The sequence below is a fragment of the Tardiphaga sp. genome (assembly GCF_044340795.1).
GTDB lineage: Bacteria > Pseudomonadota > Alphaproteobacteria > Rhizobiales > Xanthobacteraceae > Tardiphaga.
The window spans coordinates 1-25383 of sequence record NZ_JBIISY010000082.1 but is presented as its reverse complement, the minus strand read 5'-3'; the positions used below and the strand labels follow the sequence as shown (position 1 = coordinate 25383).

Sequence of the window (25383 nt, the reverse complement as noted above, 5' to 3'; positions counted from 1 at the left end):
GTGAGCTCGCGCAGTACCGCGAAATGGCGGCCTTCGCGCAGTTCGGCTCGGACCTCGATGCTTCGACCCAGCGCCTCCTGAACCGCGGTTCGCGCCTGACCGAACTCCTGAAGCAGCCGCAGTTCTCGCCGCTGAAGATGGAAGAGCAGGTCGCCGTGATCTGGGCCGGCACCAACGGCTATCTCGACGCGCTCCCGGTTTCCAAGGTTCGCGCCTTCGAGGACGGTCTGCTGTCGCTGCTGCGCGGCAAGAATGCCGACATCCTCGACTCGATCCGCGATACCCGCGACCTCAACGACGAAACTGCCGCCAAGCTCAAGGCAGCCGTCGAAGGCTTCGCGAAGACCTTCGCGTAACATCGACTGTCATGGCCGGGTTCGCCCGGCCATCGACGTGTTGATGCGGTATCAAATTGTAGCTGCCCGGCACACGGCCGGGCATGACGATCCAGAGGTTCGCGATCCACCCGATGGTGTGATCGCCGGGGTGGACTGAGAATGGCCTCACTGAAAGACATGCGCGTCCGCATCGCCTCGACGAAGGCGACGCAGAAGATCACCAAGGCCATGCAGATGGTCGCGGCGTCGAAGCTGCGCCGTGCGCAGAGCGCCGCCGAAGCTGCACGCCCTTACGCCGAGAAGATGGATGCGGTGATCGCGTCGATCGCCGGCGCCTCCACCGGTGGCGGTGGCCCGCAGCTGCTGGTCGGCAACGGCAAGGATCAGACGCATCTGCTGCTCGTCTGCACGGGCGAGCGCGGCCTGTCCGGCGCGTTCAACTCGTCGATCGTGCGTCTCGCCCGCGAGCGCGCCCAGGCGCTGCTGGCCCAGGGCAAGACCGTCAAGATCTTCTGTGTCGGCCGCAAGGGCTATGAGCAGCTGCGCCGCCAGTTCGACAAGCACATCATCGAGCACATCGAACTGCGCTCGGTGCGTCAGCTCGGCTTCGTCAATGCGGAAGACATCGCCAGGAAGGTGATCGCCCGCTTCGAAGCCGGCGAGTTCGATGTCGCCACGCTGTTCTATTCGCGATTCAAGTCGGTCATCTCCCAGATCCCGACCGCCCAGCAGATCATCCCGCTGGAGGTCACCGCGCCGGCCGAGACCAAGGGCCCGACCCCGGTTTACGACTACGAGCCGGCGGAAGACGAGATCCTCGACGGTCTGCTGCCGCGCAATCTCGCGGTTCAGATCTTCCGCGCGCTGCTGGAAAACAACGCATCGTTCTACGGCGCCCAGATGAGCGCGATGGACAACGCGACCCGCAATGCCGGCGACATGATCCGCAAGCAGACCCTCGTTTACAACCGGACCCGTCAGGCCCAGATCACGAAAGAACTCATCGAGATCATTTCGGGCGCCGAGGCCGTCTAACCAATTCAACCACTTTACGGCCTGCCGCAGGCCGATCCGCACTTCAAGGAGATAGTTTCCATGGCTGCTGCCAATCAAACCGGACGCATCACCCAGGTCATCGGCGCCGTCGTCGACGTGCAGTTCGAAGGCCATCTGCCCGCCATTCTGAACTCGCTCGAGACCAAGAACGGCAACAACCGTCTGGTGCTCGAAGTCGCCCAGCATCTCGGTGAATCGACCGTCCGCGCCATCGCGATGGACACCACCGAAGGTCTGGTCCGTGGCCAGGAAGTCACCGACACCAACGCCCCGATCACCGTCCCGGTCGGTGAAGGCACCCTCGGCCGCATCATCAACGTCATCGGCGAGCCGATCGACGAAGCCGGTCCGGTGAAGTCGGAAGCCCGTCGCCCGATCCACGCGAATGCGCCGGAATACACCGAGCAGTCGACCGAAGCTGAAATTCTCGTCACCGGCATCAAGGTCGTCGACCTGCTGGCTCCCTACGCCAAGGGCGGCAAGATCGGCCTGTTCGGCGGCGCCGGCGTGGGCAAGACCGTTCTCATTCAGGAACTGATCAACAACGTCGCCAAGGCGCACGGTGGTTATTCGGTGTTCGCCGGCGTCGGCGAGCGTACCCGTGAAGGTAACGACCTCTATCACGAGTTCATCGAGTCCAACGTGAACAAGAAGGGCGGCGGCGAAGGCTCGAAGTGCGCCCTCGTGTTCGGCCAGATGAACGAACCTCCGGGCGCCCGCGCCCGCGTCGCGCTCACCGGTCTGACCATCGCGGAAGACTTCCGCGACAAGGGCCAGGACGTGCTGTTCTTCGTCGACAACATCTTCCGCTTCACCCAGGCGGGTTCGGAAGTGTCGGCGCTGCTCGGCCGTATTCCTTCGGCGGTGGGCTATCAGCCGACGCTCGCGACCGACATGGGCGCGCTGCAGGAGCGCATCACCACCACCACCAAGGGTTCGATCACCTCGGTGCAGGCCATTTACGTGCCGGCCGACGACTTGACCGACCCGGCGCCGGCCGCTTCGTTCGCGCATCTTGACGCGACCACCACGCTGTCGCGCTCGATCGCCGAAAAGGGCATCTATCCGGCGGTTGACCCGCTCGACTCGACCTCGCGCATGCTCTCCCCGCTGGTTGTCGGCGAAGAGCACTACGCCGTCGCCCGTCAGGTGCAGCAGGTGCTCCAGCGCTACAAGGCGCTGCAGGACATCATCGCCATTCTCGGCATGGACGAACTGTCCGAAGAGGACAAGCTGGCCGTGGCCCGCGCCCGCAAGATCGAGCGCTTCATGTCGCAGCCATTCCACGTCGCTGAAATCTTCACCGGCTCGCCGGGCAAGTTTGTCGACCTCGCCGACACCATCAAGGGCTTCAAGGGCCTGGTGGAAGGCAAGTACGATCACCTGCCGGAAGCGGCCTTCTACATGGTCGGCACGATCGAAGAAGCCGTCGAGAAGGGCAAGAAGCTGGCTGCTGAAGCCGCTTAACTTTCTTACCCTCCCCCCTAGCGCAGCAAAGCTGCGCGGGGTGGGGAGGGTCGGCGCTGTTGCGCCGGGGTGGGGCAGCTACAAGCTCCTTCGCCCGCGGCACCCCCACCCCGGCCCTCCCCACAAGGGGGAGGGAGAAGTAAGCCGAGAACCCGGATATTCCCATGGCCACCTTCCACTTCGATCTCGTCTCGCCGGAACAGCTGGCCTTCTCGGGCCAAGTTGAGCAGGTCGATATTCCCGGCGCCGAAGGCGATGTCGGCATCATGGCTGGCCATTCGCCGGCGGTGATCGCGCTTCGCCCGGGAATCATGACCGTCACGACCGGCGGCAAGCAGGAAAAGATCATCGTACTCGGCGGCATTGCCGAGGTCTCGGAGAAGGGCCTGACCGTGCTGGCAGATACCGCCACTTCGGTTTCCGAACTCGATCGTGAAGCCTTCGCGAAGGACATCGAGGAAATGGAAGAGAAGCTGTCCGGCAAGGAGGGCAACGCCCTCGACCGCGCCATCGAGCGTCTCGACCAGTTCAAGGTCATCCAGCAGAACATCACCTCGACGGCCATGCACTAAGCGCTGGACGCAGAGAGATACAAAAAGCCCCGGCAGCGATGCCGGGGCTTTTTTCTTGGAATGGCGCGGCTGCAGCCGGGGTGAAGCGAAGCGTAACCCGGGGACCGGCGTTTCAACGATCTCTGCTGTCCCCGGATTGCGCTGCGCTCCATCCGGGCTACGAAACTAAGCGCTTTGCTGCACCGGCACGGTCGCGCCTTCCACCGTCGCATGAAGATGCGCGACGAGCCCGTCCTCGAGTCGCAGCTTCGACGCCAGCTGCGCCAGATAGGCCCGCTCCGCGGGATGATCGAGGTCGATCGCGAGCAGCGACACCGTGTAGATCTCGGCAGCCTCTTCCGGCGTCCGTGCGGCGCCGGCGACGGCATCGACATTAAACGGCGCACGCAGTTCGTCCATGACGAAGGCCTTGTCGTCGGCCGAGAGAGACATCCGATCCATCTGCGTGAAGATGTTGGTCTGCTCGGTCGCATCGATATGACCATCGGCCTTGGCCGCGGCGATCATCGCGCGCAACAGATTGCGGCTGAGCGATTGCTGGTCGGCCGGCTGCGACGGATTGAATGGCGTGTCGCTCGGCGGCGGCAACAACGGCGTCTCGGTCGCCACCGTAGGCGTCGCCTGCTTGCCGGCCTGGTAGTTCTGATAGGCGCGGTAAGCGAGCGCGCCGGCAACCGCCATGCCGCCATAGGTCAGCGCACTGCCGGCAATCTTGCGGCCCTTCTTGGAGCCGAGCAGCAGACCGGCAATGCCGCCGGTCACGGCGCCGCCGCCAAAGCCGCCGAGGAGGCCGCCTGCCTTCTGCAGCAGGTCACTGCCGCCGGCGCCGCCAAACTGGCCAAACGGCCCGCCGGAAGGCTGGCCCTGATCGCGCTGGTTGGGATTGCCCTGATTCAGCCCGCCGATGAACTGGTCCAGCAGGCTCTTGGGGTCGAACATCGTGTGATTCCTCGTTTGTTACGAGGGACGACGTAGGCGGCGATCACGACGATGAAAGGACGGGGCGCTGCGGCCAGATGTCCTGCGACCGGATGGACCAATTCATGTCGGGAATCGCAAAAATTCGCGTTATCAATAGCTTACCGCAGCTCTGCTGCAGCTCATACCGCAGCAAATCGCGCAAACTCCGCAGCGACGGCGCGATACACGTCCCGCCGGAACGGCACCACGAGCTCGGCGACGCGATCCAGCCGCTCCCAGCGCCAGGCGTCGAACTCCGCAGGTTGTCCGTTGCGCGGTGTCAGCGGATCCACCTCGGCATCGTCGCCGGTAAACTTCACGGCGAACCATTTCTGCCGCTGGCCGCGAAATGCCGCGAAGCGATGGGTGGGATCGTCATGCGGGATGAAGTCATAGGTCATCCAGCCGGTCTCGCCGAGATAGTCGGCATGGGTGACGCCGGTCTCCTCCCAGAGTTCGCGCATCATGGCGACACGCGGGTCTTCCTCGGGATCGACGCCGCCCTGCGGCATCTGCCATTCGAGGCCGGGCAGGATGATCTCCGGCCCGTCATCCTTGAAACGGCGGCCGATCAGCACCTTGCCTTCATGATTGAACAGCGCGATGCCCACATTGGGGCGATAGGGGCGGGTGTCCTCTGTCACCGCGTCACACGCCTGCGAGGTTCGAAAATTCCTTCACCACCCGCTCATAGACCGGGCGCTTGAACGGCACGATCAGCTCGGGGAGATTCTTCATCGGCTCCCAGCGCCAGCTGACGAATTCAGCCTTGTGGCCCTGCGGCGGATGCTGGACGTTGATTTCCTTCTCGTCACCGGTGAAGCGGATCGCGAACCAGCGCTGCCGCTGACCGCGATAGCGGCCCTTCCAGGTGCGTCCGGCCACCGTGCGGGGAATGTCGTAGATCAGCCATTCCGGCACTTCGCCGAGCTTCTCGACGGATTTGACGCTGGTCTCTTCGTAAAGCTCGCGCTTGGCGGCTTCCCAGGTGTCTTCGCCCGGATCGACACCGCCCTGAGGCATCTGCCAGACATGGGTTTCGTCAACATGCTCGATGCCGCCGGCGCGCCGGCCGATGAAGACGTGTCCCTGCTGATTTAGCAGCATGATGCCAACGCAGGTTCGGTAGGGCAGGTCTTCGTAACGCGTCATTCCATGCTTTCTTGGCCCTGCTGGCCTTCTTGCGTCCCCCTGAGGCCGTGCATGCGCTCCGATGAATCCGAACCGCAGGCCTCCCGACGCTAGCTCGATTTTGATTTCAAGATCGCGGTTGTCAATGGCACCAGCATGATCCCGCGCGATTCCAGCGATTTCGCCCAAGCCGCTATTTTCTCGATGGAAATCGGCAGCGCCGACGCCGTACCGACAGCAAAGCCGCGCTCTTTTGCGAGGCCTTCCAGCCTGCCCAGCGCCTTGTCGATCTCGGCCGAACTCGGCGCAGCATCCACGGTCACGTCGGCCCGCGCGAACGGCATGCCCAGCGCCTCGGCGGCCGCCGGTGCCACGCTGCGCGAGGACGAGCCGTCGTCGAACAGCGCCAGGCCGCGCTTGTTGGTTTCCTTCGCGATCGCCTGCATCGCCGTATCCGTGGCGATGAACCGCGCGCCCATGAAGTTGCCGACGCCGACATAGCCCTGGAAACGGCTCAGGTGCCACATCATGCGGTCGATGTTCTGCTCGGGCGTGGCGGAGGACAGCAGTGTCTGCGGGCCGGGATCGTTGTCGGGATAGTCGAACGGCTCCATCGGCAGCTGCAACAGCACCTCATGGCGTCCCGCACGGGCGCGCTCGACGAGCTTGCCGGGGTCGGAGCCATAGGGCGTGAAGGCCAGCGTCACCGCCGGCGGCAGTTTGGTGATGGATTCGATGGTCTTGGCCGCGCCGACCCCGAGGCCGCCGATCACGATGGCGATGCTTGGCGTCTTCATTGCCTTGGCGCGCTCGGCATCCGAGCCGGCGGCATAGACATTGACCGGCTTCAGGCCACCGGCGGCGATCGGCACCATGCCGTAGCGCGACTGTTCGAGCAGTTTCTGGTCGATGCCAGCCATCATGGCCGGTGCGTCGGGCGATCCGCTTTCCGCACCATTTGTGGCGACGACCACGTTCTGGCGGGCGCCGCTGGAGCCATCGATGATGGTGATGGTTTTCTGGCCCGGCGCGTCGGCAGCCTTGGCGGTGTCCGCTGTGCCGTGCTTGACCTCGACCTGCGCCATGGCGGGAGGCTTCGCCGCTGTGGCTGTCTCGGGGGGCGTGATGGCGACGCGAGCGACGGGCTCGCCGCCCATCGGATCCATGTGGAAGATGGCAACGCCGGCAAAGCCGAGCAGCGGCACCGCAAGCGCGCCAGCTGCCAACTGCGTTCCGGTCAAGGGCAGCCGGAACCGGCGCTTGCGCACCGATTTCTGTCCAAGCGGGGCGCTCAGATCGTCCGCCGACACGGCCATGGGTCTCCCGAATCAATCGGCAGACCATAGCATGGTGCTCCCTACAAAAAGCTCTGCGGATCGACGTCGACTTCCAGCTTCAGATTGCCGGTCGCCTTCGGCGCATGGGCCAGCCAGTCCCGCAGATAGGCGGACAGGTCGACATTGCGGGCCGATTTCACCAGCAGGCGGAACCGATAACGCCCCTTGATCACCGCCAGCGGCGCCTCGGCGGGGCCGAGCACCAGGATGCGCTCGTCGATCGGCGCCGTCGCCGCGATTTTTCGCGCAAAGCCTTCCGTCATCGGGCGGTCGCCGCCCGAGACGATCAGGGCCACCAGCCGCCCGAATGGCGGATACATCGCGCGTTCTCGGGATTCGATCTCGTTGTCGTAGAACGCCTCGCGGTCATTGGCGACCAGCGCCTTCATCACCGGATGCTCGGGCTGATGCGTCTGCAGATAGCCGACGCCGCGGCCCTGTTCACGGCCGGCGCGGCCGATCACCTGGTTGAGCATCTGGAACGTGCGCTCCGCCGCCCGCGGATCGCCATTGCCGAGGCCGAGATCGGCATCGATGACGCCGACGAGATTAAGCCGCGGGAAGTTGTGCCCCTTGGCGACGAGTTGGGTGCCGATGATGACATCGACACGGCCTTCGGCGATCTCGTTGAGCTCGGCGCGCATGGATTCCACCGAGGTGATGAGATCGCTCGACAGCACCATGGTGCGCGCGCCCGGAAACAGGTCCGCCGCCTCTTCCTGCAGGCGCTCGACACCGGGGCCGATGGCGGCCAGCGATTCCTCGGCACCGCAATGCGGGCATTTGTGCGGGCGTGGCTCCGAGAAGCCGCAGTGATGGCAGACAAGGCGCTGGCGAAAGCGATGATCGACCAGCCACGCATCGCAGATGGTGCAGGCGAAGCGATGGCCGCAGCCACGGCACAGCGTGAGCGGCGCGTAGCCACGGCGATTGAGAAACAGCAATGCCTGTTCCTCGCGCTGGATCGCCTGTACGATCTTTTCGGCAAGACGTGGCGCGATGAAACGGCCGCGCGACGGGCCCTCGCGGCGCAGATCGATGGCCTCGATATGCGGCATATGCTGGCCGCCGAAGCGCGAGGGAAGTGCGATGCGTTGATAGCGCCCCTTTCGCGCGTTCACTTCGGATTCGACCGAGGGCGTGCCTGACGCCAGCACCACGGGAATCTTCGCGATGGAGGCGCGCACCACCGCCATGTCGCGCGCGTGATAATGCGCGCCTTCGTCTTGCTTGTACGCCTGGTCGTGTTCTTCATCGACGATGATGAGGCCTAGCTTTGCGTAAGGCAGGAACAGCGCCGAGCGCGCGCCGACTACTACATGCGCGGTGCCATTGGCGATCGCCGCCCAGTTGCGCGCGCGGGTGCGCGGCGTCAGTTCGGAATGCCACTCCATCGGCCGGACGCCGAAGCGTTTGGCGAAGCGTTCGAGAAACTGCCCGGTGAGGGCGATTTCCGGCATCAGGATCAGCACCTGTTCGCCGCGCCGGATGATTTCGGAGACCGCCTCGAAATACACTTCGGTCTTGCCGGAGCCGGTGACGCCGTCGAGCAGCGCAGCCTGAAACGCGCCTGATGACGCAAGCTTGCGCATGGCCGTGGCCGCCACAGCCTGAGCCGGCGAAAAGTCCGGCTCGACAAAGGCGGGATCGGGCGGCGGAGGCGGCAAAGGCGGCGGCATCACCTCGATGGCCAGCGTGCCTTCATCGACAAGTCCATCGACCACCCCGCCACTGACGCCGGCTTCCTTTGCTGCATCCGACTTGGCGCGCAAAAGCCCGTCCGAAAGCAGTTCGACCAGCCGCGCCCGCGCCGGTGTCATCCGCTTCGGCACCTCGCCGACCAGGCGGACGCCGAGACGCACGCGTTCCGGGCCGAGATGCTCGCCCATGCGCAGCGTCATGCGCATCACCATGCCGCGCGGCGACAGCGTGTAGTTGGCGACCCAGTCGACGAGCTGGCGCAGTTCCGGTTTTAGCGACGGCACGTCGAGCTTCTCGCTGACTTCCTTCAGCCGGTTATGCAGGCGCGGATCGGGATTGGCGTTTTCCGCCCAGACCACGCCGATGACCTGACGCGGACCCAGGGGCACGGTGACGACATCGCCGGGCGCAAGCTCCACCCCGCGGGGGACCTTGTAGGAATAGGCGTGATCCAGCGCCACCGGCACCAGCACATCGACGATCCCCGACGAGGATGGGGTGCGTGGGGCTGAACTCATGGGCGGAATCGGAACTCGCGAGGCAAGAATCTGGGAGCAAGGGAATGCCCAATTTAGGCGTCATGCTGCCCTGAGGCCAGCGGTTCACCAATGCGAAACCGGCACCCGTGATAATCGCGGCTCATTCTGCAGGATCGCCCGATGGCCAAAGTCGCGAAAACCGCCCCCGTGGAGGCCAGACAGCCGGCCGTCGAGCTGATCTGCGCGGACGCTGACCTCTCGCATCAGATGACACGCTGGCTGGCGCATCTGCGCGCCGAGCGCCGGCTGTCGCCGAAGACGCTGGAAGCCTATGCGCGGGATGTCCGCCAGTTCATGTTCTTTCTCGCCGATCACTGGGGCGGGCTGGTGAGCCTATCGCGTTTCGGCAAGCTCGCGGCGAATGACGTGCGTGCTTTCATGGCGGCGCGGCGTGGGGACGATATCGCCGGCCGCTCGCTGATGCGCGCGCTGGCGGGGCTGCGGTCCTTCGCCCGTTTTCTCGAGCGCGAAGGGCTCGGCTCGGTCGGAGCTCTCTCCTCGATTCGCGCCCCGAAAATTGGCAAGAGCCTGCCAAAACCGCTGCAGATGGCCTCCGCCAAGCGTCTCGCCGATGCCGATGAGCGCGCCGGCGAGAATCGTGACCCGTGGATCTGGGCGCGCGATGCCGCCGTGATGGCGCTGCTCTATGGCTCCGGCCTGCGTATTTCCGAAGCGCTCGGCCTGAAGCGCCGGGACGTACCGGCGCCGGGCAAGGGTGATGTGCTGATCGTCAATGGCAAGGGCAACAAGACCCGCATGGTGCCGGTGCTGCACAATGTGCTGGAGCTGATTGCGGAATACGCCACCATGTGTCCGCATCCGCTACCGGCGGAGGGGCCGATATTCGTCGGTGCCCGTGGTGGCCCGCTGTCGCCCAGAATCATCCAGCTCACCATGGAGCGGATGCGCGGGGCGCTCGGTCTGCCCGACAGCGCCACCCCGCATGCCTTGCGGCATTCCTTTGCCACCCATCTGTTAACCCGCGGCGGCGACCTGCGTGCGATCCAGGAATTGCTGGGTCATGCCTCGCTGTCGACCACGCAGATCTACACCGGGATCGATACCGAACGCCTGTTCGAGGTCTACAAGACGGCTCATCCGCGGGCGTAGGGCGGATAAGCCGAAGGCGTCATCCGCCGGCCGAGGTCGTGTGGTGAAGAATGGCGGATAACGCTCCGCTCATCCGCCCTACGGCAGCTTCGTCATCGCCACATTGTCCTTGCATGCGACAATCTGTTCGGCCAATGCTCGGCCGCTTTTGCCATCGCTTTTGCCTTGGGGGACCTGATGGGCGCGCATGAAAGTATGGAGCACGCGGAGCATGCCGAGCATGCATCGGGCTCTAACAAGAAGATCGCATTGCTGATTTCGCTGCTGGCGCTGTTCCTGGCGTTCTCGGAAACACTCGGCAAGGGCGCGCAGACCGAATCGATCAGCAAGAATGTCGAGGCATCGAATCTCTGGGCCTTCTTCCAGGCCAAGAGTGTCCGCCGCACCGTGGTACAGGCGACCTCGGAACACGCCAAGCTCAGCCTCGGCCTGATGGGCGACGATGCCGCCAAGGCCGCACTGGCCAAGCAGATCGACGACTGGAACAAGACCGCTCAGCGCTATCGCAACGAGCCGGAGACCGGCGAAGGCTCCGAACAGCTCGCCGCCCGCGCCAAGGAAGCCGAGCACAAGCGCGATCTCGCGCTGGCCCGCTATCATCACTACGAGGTCGCGTCGGCGGCCTTCCAGATCGGCATCGTGATGGCGTCGGCGACGATCATCACCGGCATGCTCGTGCTGTCCTGGGTCGCCGGCGTGCTTGGCCTCGCCGGCATTGCCTTCATGGCGATCGGCCTGTTCGCACCGCATGCGGTGCATTTGATGTAGTCTCGGCTGTCATTGCGAGGAGCAAAGCGACGAAGTAATCCAGAAAACCGCAAGCAAGACTGGATTGCTTCGCCGAAGCAAAATCAGCGAATCTGATTTTGCAGGGCTCGCAATGACGACGGAGCCTTAGTTACTTTTACACAACGCAAGTACCGCATCGGCAAACTCCCGTGGCTTTTCCTGCGGGACATTGTGCCCGGCATCGGCGATTACGCGGCGCTCATAGGGGCCGGTAAAGTAGCGGCCGTGATTCTCCGAGCTGCTCACCAGCCCGACCCCGTCATCGGCGCCATGCAGTACGATGGTCGGCACGCTGATCGCAGGCTGCGCCGACAATCTTTCCTCCACAGAATCATAGCGGGGATCGCCGGCCACGCTAGCGGTGCGGTGCATGTAGGAGTGCACGACCACATCGACGAAATCCTCGTTGTCGAATGACGGCGCCGTGCGGGCGAAGGTCTCGTCGTCAAAATCCCATGGCGGCGACCACATCTTCCAGAGCAACTTGCTGATAGCAGCCCGGTTCTGCACCAGCCCGTTCCGGCCGCGTTCGGTGTGGAAATAATATTGATACCACTGCCGCGCCTCCTGCTCCGGCGATACCGGCGTCGTGGCCTTGGTCAGATCCTGAATGTTGTAGCCGGTGCAACTCACCAGCCCATGCACGCGCTCCGGCCACAATGCCGAGACAACACAGGCCGCGCGCCCGCCCCAGTCATAGCCGGCAACGACAGCCTTCTCGATCCGCAAGGAGTCCATGAAATCGAGCAGGTCCTGCCCGAGCGCGCCCTGTTGGCCGGAGCGGATCGTGTCCTGCGACAGAAACCGTGTCGGGCCATAGCCGCGCAGATAGGGCACGAGGGTGCGGAAACCGGCGTCGTTGATCAGCGCGACTGCGTCGTCATAGCCACGGATGTCATAGGGAAAGCCGTGCAGCAGGATCACCGGGATGCCGCCGCCGGGGCCGCTCTGTTCATAGGCGATATCGAGCAGGGGAGTGCGGATATGTGCAAGCTCAGCCAAGTCCGATCTCCCTGTTGTTCTCTATTTGTTGGAGCATGATCTTGTCCGAAAACCGGCGTCCACTTTTCGGGATCATGCTCTAGCGAGGCGCATGCGCCCGGTGTCGAAGGCGTTGAACGAGGCGCATCCAGCGTGAGGATGGCCCACGCAGAGATGCGACCATCGCCTTGATGCGCGACATGACCGGTGAAACGAAGTCATGCGCGCGCTGGCGGATATCGATCAGGAATGTGTAGAGCGCACGAAACCAGCCGATCTGCAACAGCTTGTCGCGTGTCACGTCGAACGAAAAAGCCAGCACGCCCATGCCGACGAATTTCGACGCAACGATCAGGATGATCGCGCTGATCCAGAGATGATGGGCGAGCAGATAGACTTCGGCGAATTTCAGCGGCACCAGCAGTAGAGCCACCGGCACGATGAAAACGAGCAGCGAGGGATAGGGCGAGAGCCCCGCCACCTTCGCTGCGCACCATGCCTTGAAGGCACGCAGCGGAATGAGGGCGACGACGCGTGCAACGACCGGTTCGAGATGATCCCACAGCCACGCTTCGATCAGGAAGATCAAGGCGAGCAGGAACCAGAACGGCTGCAACACGCGTCGCATCATCAGCAAAGGTCTCCGTGCCGGCTTAACAAAAAGCCGGCCGAAGCTCACATATGGATGGCGCGCTTGCCGGCCGCAAGCGCGGCTTCCTTCACGGCTTCCGAGCGGGTCGGATGCGCGTGGCAGGTGCGGGCCAGATCCTCGGCGGAACCACCGAACTCCATCAGCACGCAGCACTCATGGATCATTTCGCCGGCTTCGCGGCCGACGATGTGCACGCCGAGCACGCGATCGGTCTTGGCGTCGGCCAGGATCTTCACGAAGCCATCGGTGGTCTGGTTGACCTTCGAGCGGCCATTGGCGGTGAAGGGGAACTTGCCGACGGTGTAGTTGACGCCCGCGGCCTTGAGTTCTTCCTCGGTCTTGCCGACCGCCGCGACTTCCGGCGTGGTGTAGACGACGCCCGGGATGACATCATAGTTCACATGACCCGCCTGGCCGGCGAGGATTTCAGCGCAAGCCACGCCTTCGTCTTCCGCCTTGTGCGCGAGCATCGGACCGGCGACTACGTCGCCGATGGCGTAGACGCCCTTCACATTGGTCGCGAAGTGATGGTCGATCTTGACGCGGCCACGCTCATCCAGCTCGACGCCGGCTTCCTTCAAGCCGAGGCCGGCGGTGTAGGGAGTGCGGCCGATGGCGACGAGGATGACGTCGGCTTCGAGCGCTTCGGCAGCACCGCCTGCGGCAGGCTCGATATTCGCCTTCAGCACCTTGCCCGACGAATCAACGCCGGTGACCTTGGCGCCGAGCTTGAAGGTCATGCCCTGCTTCTCCAGCATGCGCTGGAACTGTTTGGCGACTTCGCCGTCCATGCCGGGCAGGATGCGATCGAGGAATTCAACCACCGTCACCTGCGCGCCGAGGCGGCGCCACACCGAGCCGAGCTCGAGGCCGATCACGCCGGCGCCGACCACGATCAGCTTTTCCGGCACCTTCTCCAGCGACAGCGCGCCGGTGGACGACACGATACGCTTCTCGTCGATCTCGATGCCCTTCAGGTTGGCGACAGCCGAACCCGAAGCGATGACGATGTTCTTGGTCTCCAGCGTCTGCGCCTTGCCGTCAGCGCCTGATACTTCGACCTTGCCGGTGCCGAGAACCTTGCCGGTGCCGGCGACGACATCGATCTTGTTCTTCTTCATCAGGAATTCGACGCCCTTGACGTTGCCGTCAATGCCCTGCTGCTTGAAGTTCATCAGCGCGGGGAGGTCGAGCTCGGGCTTGGGCACCTTGATGCCCATCTTGCCGAAGGAGTGGCCGGCTTCCTCGAACAGTTCGGACGAATAGAGCAGCGCCTTGGACGGCATGCAGCCGACATTCAGACAGGTGCCACCCAGCGTGCTGTTCTTCTCGACGACGGCGACCTTCATGCCGAGCTGTGCAGCGCGGATCGCGCAAACATAGCCTCCGGGGCCGGTGCCGATGACGACGAGATCGTAAGTAGCCATGATGAAGTCCTGTGGTGCTTGGAAGTAAAGGTGATGTTGGTGCGGGAGGGCTAACGCCCGCCCGACACGTCGAGAATGGATGACGTGACGTAAGACGCGTCGTCGGACAGCAGCCAGACGATCGCATTGGCGATTTCATCGGCTGTGCCAACGCGCTTCATCGGCACATGGACAGCGAGACGATGCGCGCGGTCGGGCTCGCCGCCGCTGGCGTGAATTTCGGTGTCGATCAGGCCCGGACGCAGGCCGACGACACGAATGCCTTCGGTGGCGACTTCCTGGCTGAGGCCGATCGTGAATGTATCGATCGCGCCCTTTGATGCCGCGTAATCGACATAAGTATTGGCCGAGCCGAGCTTCGCAGCGACCGATGACAGGTTGACGATGACACCACCCTTGCCGCCATGTTTCGTGGACATGCGCTTCACCGCCTCGCGGGCGCACAGGAAGCTGCCGGTGACATTGACCGCCATCATGCGGTTGATGCGCTCGGCGGTCATGTCCTCGACGCGGATGCTGGGGCCGACGATGCCGGCATTGTTGACCAGCGCACCGAGCGGGCCGAACGCATCGGCTGCCTTGAACAGCGCGAGGATATCGGCTTCCGAGCCGACATCGCACTTCACGGCGATGGCCTTGCCGTTGCCGGCTTCGATCTGCGCGACGACCTCGTCAGCTGCAGCCTTGTTGCTGGCATAGGCGACCACGACCCTGAAGCCCTGTGCCGCTGCCTTGAGCGCCGTCGCGCGGCCGATGCCGCGGCTGCCGCCGGTGATGATGACAACGCTATCGGTCATGCGGATCTCCCGGTGAGTGCGGCGTTGAAGGACCAGATGTGTCCGAACGGATCGCGGATCGTGCCGTAACGGGCGCCCCAGAAAACATCCTGCGGTGCCATCACGATGGCAGCCCCGGCTGTCGCTGCGCGGGCGACCGCGGCATCGACATCGGTCGGCGCGGGCAGATTGATATTGATCGTCATGCCGGCGCCGCCGCGGGTCTGCGGCGACAGGACATGGCCGCCAAACTCGGGAAACTCGTCATGCAGCATCACTTCGCTGCCGAACATCTCGATATTGGCGTGCATCACGCGCTGGCCGTCGTCGGCCATGGCGTGGAACGAACACTTCGCTGCGAAAGCCTTCTCGTAGAAGGCAATCGCTTCAAGCCCACCCTTGACGCAAAGGTGGGCCTGAATGGGCGGAGGGTTCGGTCCGAACGCCATCAGGGCCTCTCGATCAGAGATCCAGAACGAGACGTGCCGGATCTTCCAGGCTTTCCTTGACGCGGACCAGGAAGGTCACCGCTTCCTTGCCGTCGATCACGCGGTGATCGTAGCTCAGCGCCAGATACATCATCGGACGGATCTCGATCTTGCCGCCGACCACGACCGGACGTTCCTGGATCTTGTGCATGCCGAGAATGCCGGCCTGCGGCGCGTTCAGGATCGGGGTCGACATCAGCGAGCCGTAGATGCCGCCATTGGTGATGGTGAAAGTGCCGCCCTGCATTTCGTCGATCTTGAGCTGGCCGTCACGGGCACGACGACCGAAGTCGGCGATGTCCTTCTCGATCTGCGAGATCGACTTGGTGTCGCATTCGCGCACGACCGGGACCACGAGGCCCTTGTCGGTGCCGACGGCGACGCCGACGTGATAGTAGTTCTTGTAGATGATGTCGCTGCCGTCGATCTCGGCATTGACCGCCGGGATGTCCTTCAGCGCCTGCACGCAGGCCTTGGTGAAGAAGCCCATGAAGCCGAGCTTGTTGCCGTGCTTCTTCTCGAACACATCCTTGTACTGCGAACGCAGCGCCATCACCGCGGTCATGTCGACCTCGTTGAAGGTGGTGAGCATCGCAGCGGTGTTCTGCACGTCCTTGAGGCGGCGGGCGATGGTCTGACGCAGGCGCGTCATCTTCACGCGCTCTTCGCGGGCCGCATCATCGGCCGGCGAAGCGGCGCGCACCTGCACGGCAGCGGCCGGCTGGTTGACCGGGGTTGGCGAAGACGCAGCCTTCTCGATGGCGGCAAGCATGTCGCCCTTGGTCACGCGGCCATCCTTGCCGGTGCCGGCAACACCGGCGGCATCGACGCCGCTCTCGGCCGAGAGCTTGCGCACCGACGGCGCCTGCGGGGTGTCGGCAGCGAGGGTCTTCGACGGTGCAGCGGCGGCTGCGGCCGGGGCAGCAGCAGCAGCGGGTGCCGGAGCAGCTTCAGCCTTCGGCGCAGCAGCGGCCGGCTTGGCGCCGCCGGCACCATCGGTGATCTGGCCGAGCAGCGCGCCGACGGCGACAGTCTCGCCATCCTTGGCAACGATTTCGCTCAGCGTGCCGGCCGAGGGAGCCGGGACTTCGATGGTGACCTTGTCGGTCTCGAGTTCAACCAACGGCTCGTCGACGGCAACCGCATCACCGGCCTTCTTGAACCAGCGGCCGATGGTGGCTTCGGTTACGGATTCACCGAGCGTGGGAACGCGAATTTCAGTCATGGTCTGCTTCCTGTTGCGGCCGGATGATCCGATCCGATGGCTTTCTGGATCGATCTGGCCTGAAGAAATCGAAATCTAGATTTCAAATAAGACGGGTGTGCGAATGCCCCGCGTGTCGCGGGGCACCGCAGTGATCGTGAATGCTTAGCCGAGCGCCTCATCGAGGAACGCCTTGAGCTGGGCGAGATGCTTGGACATCAAACCGGTTGCGGTCGCAGCCGAGGCGGCACGGCCGGCGTAACGCGGACGCTTGTGGGTGGCGTTGATCTGGTTGAGCACCCATTCGAGATACGGCTCGATGAAGTGCCAGCCGCCCATGTTGCGTGGTTCTTCCTGGCACCAGACGAATTCCGCGCCCTTGAAGCGGGTCAGCTCCTGCACCAGCGTCTTCAGCGGCACCGGATAGAGCTGTTCGATGCGCAGCAGATAGACGTCGTCGATGCCGCGCTTCTCGCGCTCCTCGAACAGGTCGTAATAGACCTTGCCCGAGCACAGCACGACGCGACGGATCTTGTTGTCGGGCTGCAGCTTGTCGGCATCGTCGAACAGCACGCGATGGAACGTGGAGCCGGCGCCGAGTTCGTCGAGCTTCGACACGGCGCGCTTGTGGCGCAGCAGCGACTTCGGCGTCATCACGATCAGCGGCTTGCGGATCTCGCGCTTGAGCTGGCGGCGCAGCATGTGGAAGTAATTTGCCGGGGTGGTCGGGTTGACCACCTGCATATTGTCTTCCGCGCACATCTGCAGGAAGCGCTCGAGGCGCGCCGAGGAATGCTCGGGGCCCTGGCCTTCATAGCCATGCGGCAGCAGACAGACGAGGCCCGACATGCGCAGCCACTTGCGTTCGCCCGACGAGATGAACTGGTCGAACACCACCTGAGCGCCATTGGCGAAGTCGCCGAACTGGGCTTCCCACAGGCCGAGCGTGTTCGGCTCGGCGAGCGAGTAGCCGTATTCGAAGCCGAGCACGGCTTCTTCCGACAGCAGCGAGTTGATGACTTCGTAGCGACCCTGCTTCTCGCCGAGATGATTGAACGGCGTGTAGCGGCTCTCGTCTTCCTGGTCGAACCAGACCGAGTGACGCTGCGAGAAGGTGCCGCGCTCGGAGTCCTGGCCGGACAGGCGTACGGCGTGGCCTTCTTCCATCAGCGAGCAGAACGCCAGCGCTTCGCCGGTCGCCCAGTCGATGCCTTCGCCATTGTCGATGGCCTTGGCGCGGGCGTCGAGGAAACGCTGCACAGTGCGATGGATGCGGAAACCGTCCGGCACCTTGGTGATCTTGGTGCCGATCGCGCGCAGCTTCTCGACGTCGACGCCGGTGACGCCGCGACGCGGCTCTTCGTCTTCGCCTGCGATCTTGAGGCCGGACCACTTGCCGTCCATCCAGTCGGCCTTGTTCGGCTTGTAGCTGGTGCCGGCTTCGAGCTCGGTGTCGAGCTTCGAGCGCCAGTCGGCCTTCGCCTTGTCGAAATCGGCCTGGCTGATCACGTTTTCGGCGATCAGGCGCTTGGAATAGAGATCCAGCGTGGTCTGATGTCCGCCGATCTTCTTGTACATCACCGGCTGGGTGAATGCCGGCTCGTCGCCTTCGTTATGGCCGTGGCGGCGATAGCAGAACATGTCGATGACGACAGGCTTGCGGAACTTCTGCCGGAATTCGATGGCGATCTTGGCCGCGAACACGACGGCTTCCGGATCGTCGCCGTTCACGTGGAAGATCGGCGCATCGATCATCTTCGCCACATCCGACGGATAGGGCGACGAGCGCGAATAGCGCGGATAGGTCGTGAAGCCGATCTGGTTGTTGACGATGAAGTGGATCGAACCGCCGGTGCGGTAGCCCTTCAGGTCCGACAGCGCGAAACATTCCGCAACGACGCCCTGGCCGGCGAAGGCCGCGTCGCCATGCATCAGCACCGGCAGCACCGAGACGCGCTCTTCCGGCGGATCACCATGCTGGTCCTGCTTCGCGCGCACCTTGCCGAGCACCACGGGATCGACGATTTCGAGATGCGACGGGTTGGCGGTCAGCGACAGATGGATCTTGTTGCTGTCGAATTCGCGGTCCGACGAGGCGCCGAGGTGATACTTCACGTCGCCCGAACCCTCGACTTCGTCGGGGTTCGCGGAGCCGCCCTTGAATTCGTGGAACAGTGCGCGATGCGGCTTGCCCATCACCTGGGTCAGCACGTTGAGGCGGCCGCGATGCGGCATGCCGAGCACGATTTCCTTCACGCCGAGGCTGCCGCCACGCTTGATGATTTGTTCGAGCGCAGGGATCAGCGATTCGCCGCCATCGAGGCCGAAGCGCTTGGTGCCGGTGAACTTGACGTCGCAGAACTTCTCGAAGCCGTCGGCCTCGATCAGCTTCATCAGGATGGCGCGGCGGCCTTCCGGCGTGAACGAGATTTCCTTGTCCGGACCTTCGATGCGTTCCTGGATCCAGGCCTTCTGGGCCGGGTTCGAGATGTGCATGAATTCGACGCCGAGCGTCTGGCAGTAGGTGCGCTGGAGGATCGCGACGATCTCGCGCAGCGTGCCGTATTCGAGGCCGATGACGTTATCGATGAAGATCTTGCGGTCGAGATCGGCGTCGGTGAAGCCGTAGGACTTCGGATCGAGCTCTTCGTGGTCCTTGACGCCTTCGATGCCGAGCGGATCGAGATTGGCGTGGAAATGGCCGCGCATGCGGTATGCGCGGATCAGCATGAGGGCGCGGACCGAATCGCGCGTGGCCTGGATCAGGTCGCCGACTGGAACCTTGTCGCCCTTCTCGGCCTTGGCGGCGAGCTTGGCGCCGACGGCCTTCTCGACCTTGGCCCAGTTGCCATCCAGCGCATGGGTCAGATCGTCATTCGGCGTGACCGGCCAGTTGGTCTTCTCCCAGGACGGGCCGGCCGCATTCTGCTGCACGTCGGCGGAGTTGTCCTTCAGGCTCTTGAAGAACTCCTGCCACTCGGCGTCGACCGAGGAGGGGTCCTTTTCGAACCGGGCGTAGAGATCGTCGATATAGGTGGCATTGGCGCCCTGAAGGAAGGAAGAGAGGGCAAAGGCGGCGTTCGCGTCCTGGCGAGACATTCTGGCGTCCTGAATTGTTCTAGTCGCGCGGCATTTCGGGCGAGGATTTGGCCCTTATACGGACCGAACCTTATGCGGCGACCTTCTAACCTATCTAGTTTGAAAGATCGCGTTAAAAACACGAAGAACTGAACAATTCGTCAATTCTATGTGCCCCGTGATTTCGTTGAGTAAACCTCAACTATTCGACGACACTAAGGTCTTCCTTTGCCAATGCGGCAGCGCCGCCCTGGAGAACGACCGTTCTCTTGCGTTTCGGCTTTGCGGGACCGCAAGCGCCGTCCAGAAGAGCGGCCGCAGCCTGGCCGGCGGCGTCGGCCACCTCGGGATCGCGGGTAACCATGGCGGCGACGATGGCGCCGTCCATGAGCAGGCCGATCTGATGCGCGAGAGCATCCGGCCGGGCCGCGCCCGCAGCGCCGGCCAGCTCGCCTATGTGCTTGAGAACAAACATCTTATGCTGGATCGTGAGATCACGAAGCCGGGTCTCGTCCTTGGGATGTTCGCCCACGGCATTGATGAAGACACAGCCGGTATAGCTCTCCTCGCCGAACCACTTTTTCAGCGCCGGGAAGATGGCGTCGAGTTTTTCGCGCGGCGTCGCCGGCGTCTCGATGGCCGCAAGAAACCAGGCGCGCCAGCTCCTGCCTTCGGTCTCGAGCACGGCCTCGACCAGATCTCCCTTTGATTTGAAGATCTTGTAGAGCGTCGTCTTGGCCGTTCCGGCCTCGGCCACGATGGCGTCGATGCCGGTGGCGTTGATGCCGTTCTTGCAGAACAGCCGCGTCGCCGCGTCCATCAATCGGTCGCGCGGCGTGGTTTTCTCGGCGTCCTGGGGCATCGGATCGGTCATTGCCGCGTCAATATGACATGCGCCGACGCCGGCGCAAGCGAGCCCCGGCGATCTGACCAAGATTCGAGCGTTTGGCTGGCGAATCGGCAGGGGTGATCGCCATTTGGGCGCTCCTACAATCAGCCGCCTCTGCGTAACTGCCTGAAATCATTGATGGTGGCCTTCCTCGTCCGTCTGGCACGCGCCCTGCATAGATACAGACCGTTCTGTATCTTTTTCTGAAGGGAGACGTCCATGACCGCTGTTGCCGCCAAGACCGCTCTGACCGGCTGCCTGGCACCGATCGACAAAGGGGGCCTCGAACAGCTGATCGCCAACGGCAAGGCCAATCCGAACGTCATCAAGACGCTCAAGTGCAAGACCGTCGCCGAAGGCAAGTTCCGCCACGCCAACTACATCCGCAGCCTGCCGCCCTACATTGTCGATGAGCCGCCGGCGCTGCTCGGCGATGACACTGCGCCAAATCCGTCGGAAGCCTCATTGGCTGCGCTCGGCTCCTGCCTCGCCGTCGGCCTGCATGCCAATGCCGTGCATCGCGGCTGGACCGTCAACAAGCTCGAACTGCAGCTCGAAGGTGATCTCAACATCACGGCCGTCTGGGGCACCGGCGATATCAGCGAGAAGCCCGTCGGCTTCACCGATGTCCGCGTCAAGGTCGACATGGAATGCGAAGGCGTTCCGCAGTCGGACGTCGACGCACTCATCGACCATGTGAAGAAGTGGTCGCCCGTCGCCAACACGTTCACGCGCCCGGTCAATCTCGAAGTCACTGCGTGATTTCTCAATCGTCATTGCGAGCGTAGCGAAGCAATCCAGACTTTCTGGAAGCAAGCGCTGGATTGCTTCGTCGCAAAGGCTCCTCGCAATGACGAACTTGATCGCTTCCATGCGGGGAGATCGAGATGACTGCATCTGCAGTGCTGTTGAAGTCCGACGACGTCATCGATGAAGCCGAAACTCTCGTTGATCGCATCAATGCCGCCGCCCGGCGCGAACTCACGCCGATCGCGTTGGAGATCGACGAGGGCACGATCTATCCCGATCAGGCGCTGCGCCATCTCGGCGACATCGGCGCGTGGTCCGCACACGCCGACCTGCGCGACACCATCGCCGGCATCTCCGCCATCGGCGAGACCTGCGGCTCCACCGCCTTCATGGCGTGGTGTCAGAACACGCTCGTCTGGTACATCCTCAATTCCGACAACGCGGCGCTGAAGGCGAAATATCTGAGTGCCACGGCAAGCGGAAAGACGCTCGGTGGCACCGGCCTCTCCAACCCGATGAAGAGCTTCTTCGGCATCGAGAAGCTGAAGCTGAAAGGCAAGCGCGTCGATGGTGGCTATATCGTGCGCGGCGCATTGCCCTGGGTCTCCAATCTCGGGCCCGATCATTTGTTCGGCACGATCTTCGAGCTCGAGGAGACCGGCGAGAAGGTGATGTTCATCGCCGATTGCGCCGATGAAAACCTGTCGCTGACGCCGTGCAAGCCATTCCTCGCCATGGATGGCACCGGCACCTATGCCGTGCAGTTCCGCGACGTCTTTATCCCGGATGACCAAGTCCTCGCTTCACCAGCGATGCCGCTGGTGAAGAAGATTCGCGCAGGCTTCATCCTGATGCAGATGGGCATGGGGCTCGGCCTGATCCGCGACTGCGTCGCCATCATGGACAGCGTCAAACCGTCGCTCGCCCATGTGAACTGCTTCCTGCCGCAGCAGCCCGAGGACTTTGCGGGCCTGCTGGCGAAGATGGAAGCCGAGACGATGATGCTGGCTGCAACACCTTACGAGACCAGCAACGATTACTGGCGTGCCGTTGTCGATCTGCGCCTGCGCGCAGGCGACGCGGCGGTCGCAGCAGCCCATGCCGCGATGCTGCATTGTGGTGCGCGCGGTTATCTCAAGTCCCATCGCGCGCAGCGGCGCCTGCGCGAGGCCTATTTCGTGGCGATCGTCACTCCCGCCACCAAACAGCTCCGCAAGATGCTCGCGGACAATGCAAGCGAGCAGAAGGGAGGCAGCGCCCATTGATCCAGGTCAGGGCGCAGCGACAGACGGCTCTTCTACATCAGGTTCAACAACGGTGTTCAACTCAGTGGAGGCTTGCAATGGCAGATGTTCTCATTTCCGCAGACGACCTCGCGACGTTCATGAAGTCGGAACCTTGTGTCATCATCGACACGCGCAACCCCGATGCCTATGCGGCCGGGCATATTCCCGGCGCCGTCAATCTCCATGAGATTTTCACGTTTCTCGCGACATCCACGCCGGAAGGCATGGATGAATTGAAGAAGAAATTTGCCGAGGCCTTCGGTGGCGCTGGTCTCTCAGGCGCAGAGACTGCGGTGATTTACGAACAGTCGATGAATTCCGGCTTCGGCCAATCCTGCCGCGGCTACTTCCTGCTCGAATTCCTCGGTTATCCTAGGATCAAGGTGCTGCATGGCGGCTTCGACGCCTGGACCATGAAGGGCCTGCCGACCACCACCGATGTGCCGACGCCCACACCGGCCTCCTTCGCCATCAAGCCGGGAGCCGGCTCGATCCTGATCGACGCCGCCACCATGCAGGCGGCACTTGGCAATCCCGCCATCGCCATTCTCGATGTGCGCGACGTCGATGAATGGATCGGCGAAAGCTCGTCGCCGTATGGCAAGGATTTTTGCCCACGGATGGGCCGCATCCCCGGCGCGGTCTGGATCGAATGGTACCGCATGATGAAGCCGACCGGTGAAGGCCCGCGCTTCAAGTCGAAGAACGAGATTCTCGCCGAATGCGCGACGGTGGGCATCACGCCGTCCACGACAGTGTATCTCTATTGCTTCAAGGGGGCCCGCGCCTCCAACACGTTCCTCGCGCTGAAGAATGCCGGCGTGATGGATGTGCGGATGTATTTCGGTTCGTGGAACGAATGGAGCCGCGACGTGAAATATCCGATCGAGGAGGGCTTGCCGATGGTCGGAGAGAAGCAGGCGGTGGCGGCGTAGAGTCGAATGGCGGTCATTCCGGGGCGCGCTCATGCGCGCACCCGGAAGCCCGTCATGTCACGCTGCTACAGGATCAGGCCGCCATCCACGATGATGCTCTGGCCGACGATGTAGGACGACAATGGCGATGCGAGAAACAGCGCGGCGCCGGCCATGTCCGCCGGTGTGCCCAGGCGCTTGATCGGGATTCGTTCGAGCGCGCCTTCCAGCCGTTTGGGATTGCTCGTCGTCACCTTGGTGAGCTTGGTATCGACCAGGCCCGGCGCGATTCCGTTCACGCGTATGCCATCCTCGGCCCAGGCGACGCCCAGCGTGCGTACGAGCCCGACGGCGCCGGTCTTCGAGGCGTTATAGGAGGGATTACCCTTGGTGGCATGGAAGGCGGCCGTCGAGGACACGATGATGACATTGCCGCCGCTGGCCTTCAGTAGCGGATGGAATTTCGCGCTGCAGGCCATCAGGCTCATCAGGTTCACTTCCATGACCTTGCGAAAGCCGTCCATCGCGAATTCGGCGCGCTTGTAGAGCACGGTGCCCTGCGCCAGCACGAGCACGTCGAGCTTGCTGAAGGTCGGTTTCATCGCTTCGATCTCGGCGGCATTGCTCACATCGAGCTTCGCATAGTGCAGGCCGGTGAGGTCGGAGCCTTCTTCGCCCTTGTAGTCAGCAGCACTCGCGCGCGTGCCGTAGACATGAACCTCGGCGCCTTTCGTCCGAAAAGCATGCGCGATCCCGTTGCCGATGCCGCTCGATCCTCCGACGACGAGGACGGTCTTGCCGGTGAAATCCAGCTCGTTCATGGCGTTCTCCCTGTGCATCGCGGGTTTGAGCACCCGCTTGATGTTGTCAATCGATCATCAGGCCGATCGAATGAAAAGCAACCATTTGTCGCGCACACGGAGTGGCAGCAAGGCGCATACCTCGAAATGACAGCATCGCACTGCCGTGCTATTATCCGGCAAGAGGATGCGACCATGACCAGTAGCAAGCCCATCAGCGTGACACTCGGTGAGGATCAGGCCAGCGTCGACCGCCGGTTGGCGTCGGGGCAGTACGGCTCCGCCAGTGAAGTCGTGCGGGCAGGTCTTCGTGCCCTTGATCGCGAGGAGGAAATCCTCGGTCAGATCATGGGCGACAAGGTGCGCGCCGCGTTTGCCAGCGAGGGCCCGGATGTCGCCGCCGAGGATGTGTTCGCGCGTTTGCGTGCGCATCACGCTGAGCAGCTCAAGGCGAAACCGTGACCTACAGGGTCAGCTTCCGCCCCGAGGCCGAAGCCGATCTGTTTGCACTCTATCAGTACATCGCCACTGACTCCGGCCACAAACGCGCTGGCGACTACATCGACCGCATCGAAAAGGCATGCACGAATCTCGCAATGTTTCCCATGCGGGGCATGCCGCGTGACGATCTGGAACCGGGACTGCGCGCGCTCAGTTTCGAGGGTAGGGTGTTGATCCTGTATCGCGTCCAACGCGAGCGGGTGCGCATTGCGCGGGTGTTTTATGCCGGCCGTGACTACGAGGCTCTGTTCAAACACGATGACAAGGACTAGCCCCGATATATCCAGGCCATGAAAAAGGCCCGCTCTCACGAGCGGGCCTTTGTCATTTCTGTTCGTTGCAAGTGGCTTACTTGCCCGCGAGCACGTCCACCAGCGTCGTACCCAGACGCGCCGGCGATGGCGAGACGCGGATGCCGGCGGCTTCCATGGCTGCGATCTTCGACTGGGCATCGCCCTTGCCGCCCGAAACGATGGCGCCGGCATGGCCCATGCGGCGGCCGGGAGGTGCGGTGACGCCGCCGATGAAGCCGACCATCGGCTTCTTGCGGCCACGCTTGGCTTCGTCCTTGATGAACTGCGCCGCGTCTTCCTCAGCCGAACCACCGATCTCGCCGATCATGATGATCGACTCGGTC

General features: G+C 63.3%; 24 protein-coding genes and 2 pseudogenes. 11 read left to right on the top strand and 15 right to left on the bottom strand.

The window, feature by feature from the left end; genetic code table 11:
• From ACIQ17_RS15230 to ACIQ17_RS15215, 4 genes and pseudogenes are all read left to right on the top strand, one after another.
• Positions 1-356 (top strand): annotated as a pseudogene (locus ACIQ17_RS15230) (F0F1 ATP synthase subunit alpha); the annotation flags it as partial.
• Positions 357-497: 141 nt separating this feature from the next.
• Positions 498-1373: a F0F1 ATP synthase subunit gamma gene (locus ACIQ17_RS15225; RefSeq protein WP_398469891.1), complete on the top strand. Its 876-nt coding sequence runs from the start codon at positions 498-500 to the stop codon at positions 1371-1373.
• Between the two features lie 60 nt (positions 1374-1433).
• Positions 1434-2861: a F0F1 ATP synthase subunit beta gene (atpD, locus tag ACIQ17_RS15220; RefSeq protein ID WP_398469890.1), complete on the top strand. Its 1428-nt coding sequence runs from the start codon at positions 1434-1436 to the stop codon at positions 2859-2861.
• Positions 2862-3025: 164 nt separating this feature from the next.
• On the top strand, positions 3026-3433 hold the full coding sequence (locus ACIQ17_RS15215; RefSeq protein ID WP_398469889.1) for a F0F1 ATP synthase subunit epsilon: 408 nt from the start codon (positions 3026-3028) through the stop codon (positions 3431-3433).
• A gap of 165 nt (positions 3434-3598) precedes the next feature.
• Here the strand turns inward: ACIQ17_RS15215 and ACIQ17_RS15210 are convergent, their stop codons facing one another.
• The 5 genes from ACIQ17_RS15210 to ACIQ17_RS15190 all read right to left on the bottom strand — a co-directional run bounded on the left by ACIQ17_RS15210 (position 3599) and on the right by ACIQ17_RS15190 (position 9080).
• A complete protein-coding gene (locus ACIQ17_RS15210) occupies positions 3599-4372 on the bottom strand; it encodes a tellurite resistance TerB family protein (RefSeq protein WP_398469888.1) in 774 nt (257 codons plus the stop codon).
• A 161-nt stretch (positions 4373-4533) separates the two neighbouring features.
• Positions 4534-5037, bottom strand: a complete 504-nt coding sequence (locus tag ACIQ17_RS15205) for an RNA pyrophosphohydrolase (RefSeq protein ID WP_398469887.1) — start codon at positions 5035-5037, stop codon at positions 4534-4536.
• Positions 5038-5041: 4 nt separating this feature from the next.
• Positions 5042-5545, bottom strand: a complete 504-nt coding sequence (locus tag ACIQ17_RS15200; protein ID WP_398469886.1) for an RNA pyrophosphohydrolase — start codon at positions 5543-5545, stop codon at positions 5042-5044.
• A gap of 89 nt (positions 5546-5634) precedes the next feature.
• Positions 5635-6840, bottom strand: a complete 1206-nt coding sequence (locus ACIQ17_RS15195; RefSeq protein WP_398469885.1) for a divergent polysaccharide deacetylase family protein — start codon at positions 6838-6840, stop codon at positions 5635-5637.
• Between the two features lie 41 nt (positions 6841-6881).
• Positions 6882-9080, bottom strand: a complete 2199-nt coding sequence (locus ACIQ17_RS15190) for a primosomal protein N' (protein WP_398469884.1) — start codon at positions 9078-9080, stop codon at positions 6882-6884.
• Positions 9081-9221: 141 nt separating this feature from the next.
• Here ACIQ17_RS15190 and ACIQ17_RS15185 point away from each other — a divergent pair, with 141 nt between their 5' ends.
• A complete protein-coding gene (locus ACIQ17_RS15185) occupies positions 9222-10211 on the top strand; it encodes a tyrosine recombinase XerC (RefSeq protein WP_398469883.1) in 990 nt (329 codons plus the stop codon).
• 177 nt (positions 10212-10388) lie between these two features.
• Positions 10389-10979, top strand: a complete 591-nt coding sequence (locus tag ACIQ17_RS15180; protein WP_398469882.1) for a DUF4337 domain-containing protein — start codon at positions 10389-10391, stop codon at positions 10977-10979.
• 126 nt (positions 10980-11105) lie between these two features.
• Here the strand turns inward: ACIQ17_RS15180 and ACIQ17_RS15175 are convergent, their stop codons facing one another.
• The 8 genes from ACIQ17_RS15175 to ACIQ17_RS15140 form a co-directional block, all read right to left on the bottom strand.
• A complete protein-coding gene (locus ACIQ17_RS15175; RefSeq protein WP_398469881.1) occupies positions 11106-12002 on the bottom strand; it encodes an alpha/beta fold hydrolase in 897 nt (298 codons plus the stop codon).
• A 79-nt stretch (positions 12003-12081) separates the two neighbouring features.
• On the bottom strand, positions 12082-12612 hold the full coding sequence (locus ACIQ17_RS15170) for a hypothetical protein (protein WP_398469880.1): 531 nt from the start codon (positions 12610-12612) through the stop codon (positions 12082-12084).
• Between the two features lie 44 nt (positions 12613-12656).
• Positions 12657-14060, bottom strand: coding sequence for a dihydrolipoyl dehydrogenase (lpdA, locus tag ACIQ17_RS15165; RefSeq protein ID WP_398469879.1), 1404 nt, complete (start codon positions 14058-14060; stop codon positions 12657-12659).
• 50 nt (positions 14061-14110) lie between these two features.
• Entirely contained in the window at positions 14111-14857 is a 747-nt protein-coding gene (locus ACIQ17_RS15160) for an SDR family oxidoreductase (protein ID WP_398469878.1), read from the bottom strand.
• Positions 14854-15285, bottom strand: a complete 432-nt coding sequence (locus ACIQ17_RS15155; RefSeq protein ID WP_398469877.1) for a VOC family protein — start codon at positions 15283-15285, stop codon at positions 14854-14856. Before ACIQ17_RS15155 ends, ACIQ17_RS15160 begins: the two co-directional genes overlap by 4 nt.
• Before the next feature lie 13 nt (positions 15286-15298).
• Complete coding sequence (gene odhB, locus ACIQ17_RS15150) at positions 15299-16549, bottom strand: 2-oxoglutarate dehydrogenase complex dihydrolipoyllysine-residue succinyltransferase (protein ID WP_398469876.1); 1251 nt, start codon at positions 16547-16549, stop codon at positions 15299-15301.
• A gap of 144 nt (positions 16550-16693) precedes the next feature.
• Positions 16694-19627 carry a 2-oxoglutarate dehydrogenase E1 component gene (locus tag ACIQ17_RS15145; protein WP_398469875.1) on the bottom strand — a complete coding sequence of 978 codons (2934 nt, stop codon included), beginning with the start codon at positions 19625-19627 and terminating at the stop codon, positions 16694-16696.
• A gap of 181 nt (positions 19628-19808) precedes the next feature.
• Complete coding sequence (locus ACIQ17_RS15140) at positions 19809-20480, bottom strand: TetR/AcrR family transcriptional regulator (RefSeq protein ID WP_398469874.1); 672 nt, start codon at positions 20478-20480, stop codon at positions 19809-19811.
• Positions 20481-20714: 234 nt separating this feature from the next.
• Here ACIQ17_RS15140 and ACIQ17_RS15135 point away from each other — a divergent pair, with 234 nt between their 5' ends.
• The 3 genes from ACIQ17_RS15135 (at position 20715) to ACIQ17_RS15125 (ending at position 23466) form a co-directional block, all read left to right on the top strand.
• Entirely contained in the window at positions 20715-21257 is a 543-nt protein-coding gene (locus ACIQ17_RS15135; protein WP_398469873.1) for an OsmC family protein, read from the top strand.
• Between the two features lie 125 nt (positions 21258-21382).
• Positions 21383-22510: an acyl-CoA dehydrogenase family protein gene (locus tag ACIQ17_RS15130; protein ID WP_398469872.1), complete on the top strand. Its 1128-nt coding sequence runs from the start codon at positions 21383-21385 to the stop codon at positions 22508-22510.
• Positions 22511-22587: 77 nt separating this feature from the next.
• Positions 22588-23466 (top strand): sulfurtransferase, encoded by an 879-nt coding sequence (locus ACIQ17_RS15125; protein ID WP_398469871.1) that lies wholly within the window; start codon positions 22588-22590, stop codon positions 23464-23466.
• A 65-nt stretch (positions 23467-23531) separates the two neighbouring features.
• Here the strand turns inward: ACIQ17_RS15125 and ACIQ17_RS15120 are convergent, their stop codons facing one another.
• Positions 23532-24266, bottom strand: a complete 735-nt coding sequence (locus tag ACIQ17_RS15120) for an SDR family NAD(P)-dependent oxidoreductase (RefSeq protein ID WP_398469870.1) — start codon at positions 24264-24266, stop codon at positions 23532-23534.
• 174 nt (positions 24267-24440) lie between these two features.
• Between ACIQ17_RS15120 and ACIQ17_RS15115 the strand changes: the two genes are divergently transcribed.
• Entirely contained in the window at positions 24441-24707 is a 267-nt protein-coding gene (locus ACIQ17_RS15115; RefSeq protein WP_398469869.1) for a type II toxin-antitoxin system ParD family antitoxin, read from the top strand.
• Entirely contained in the window at positions 24704-25018 is a 315-nt protein-coding gene (locus ACIQ17_RS15110) for a type II toxin-antitoxin system RelE/ParE family toxin (RefSeq protein ID WP_398469868.1), read from the top strand. Before ACIQ17_RS15115 ends, ACIQ17_RS15110 begins: the two co-directional genes overlap by 4 nt.
• 76 nt (positions 25019-25094) lie before the next feature.
• On the opposite strand, the pseudogene ACIQ17_RS15105 reads toward ACIQ17_RS15110, so the two are convergent.
• Positions 25095-25383: pseudogene (locus ACIQ17_RS15105) on the bottom strand (succinate--CoA ligase subunit alpha); the annotation flags it as partial.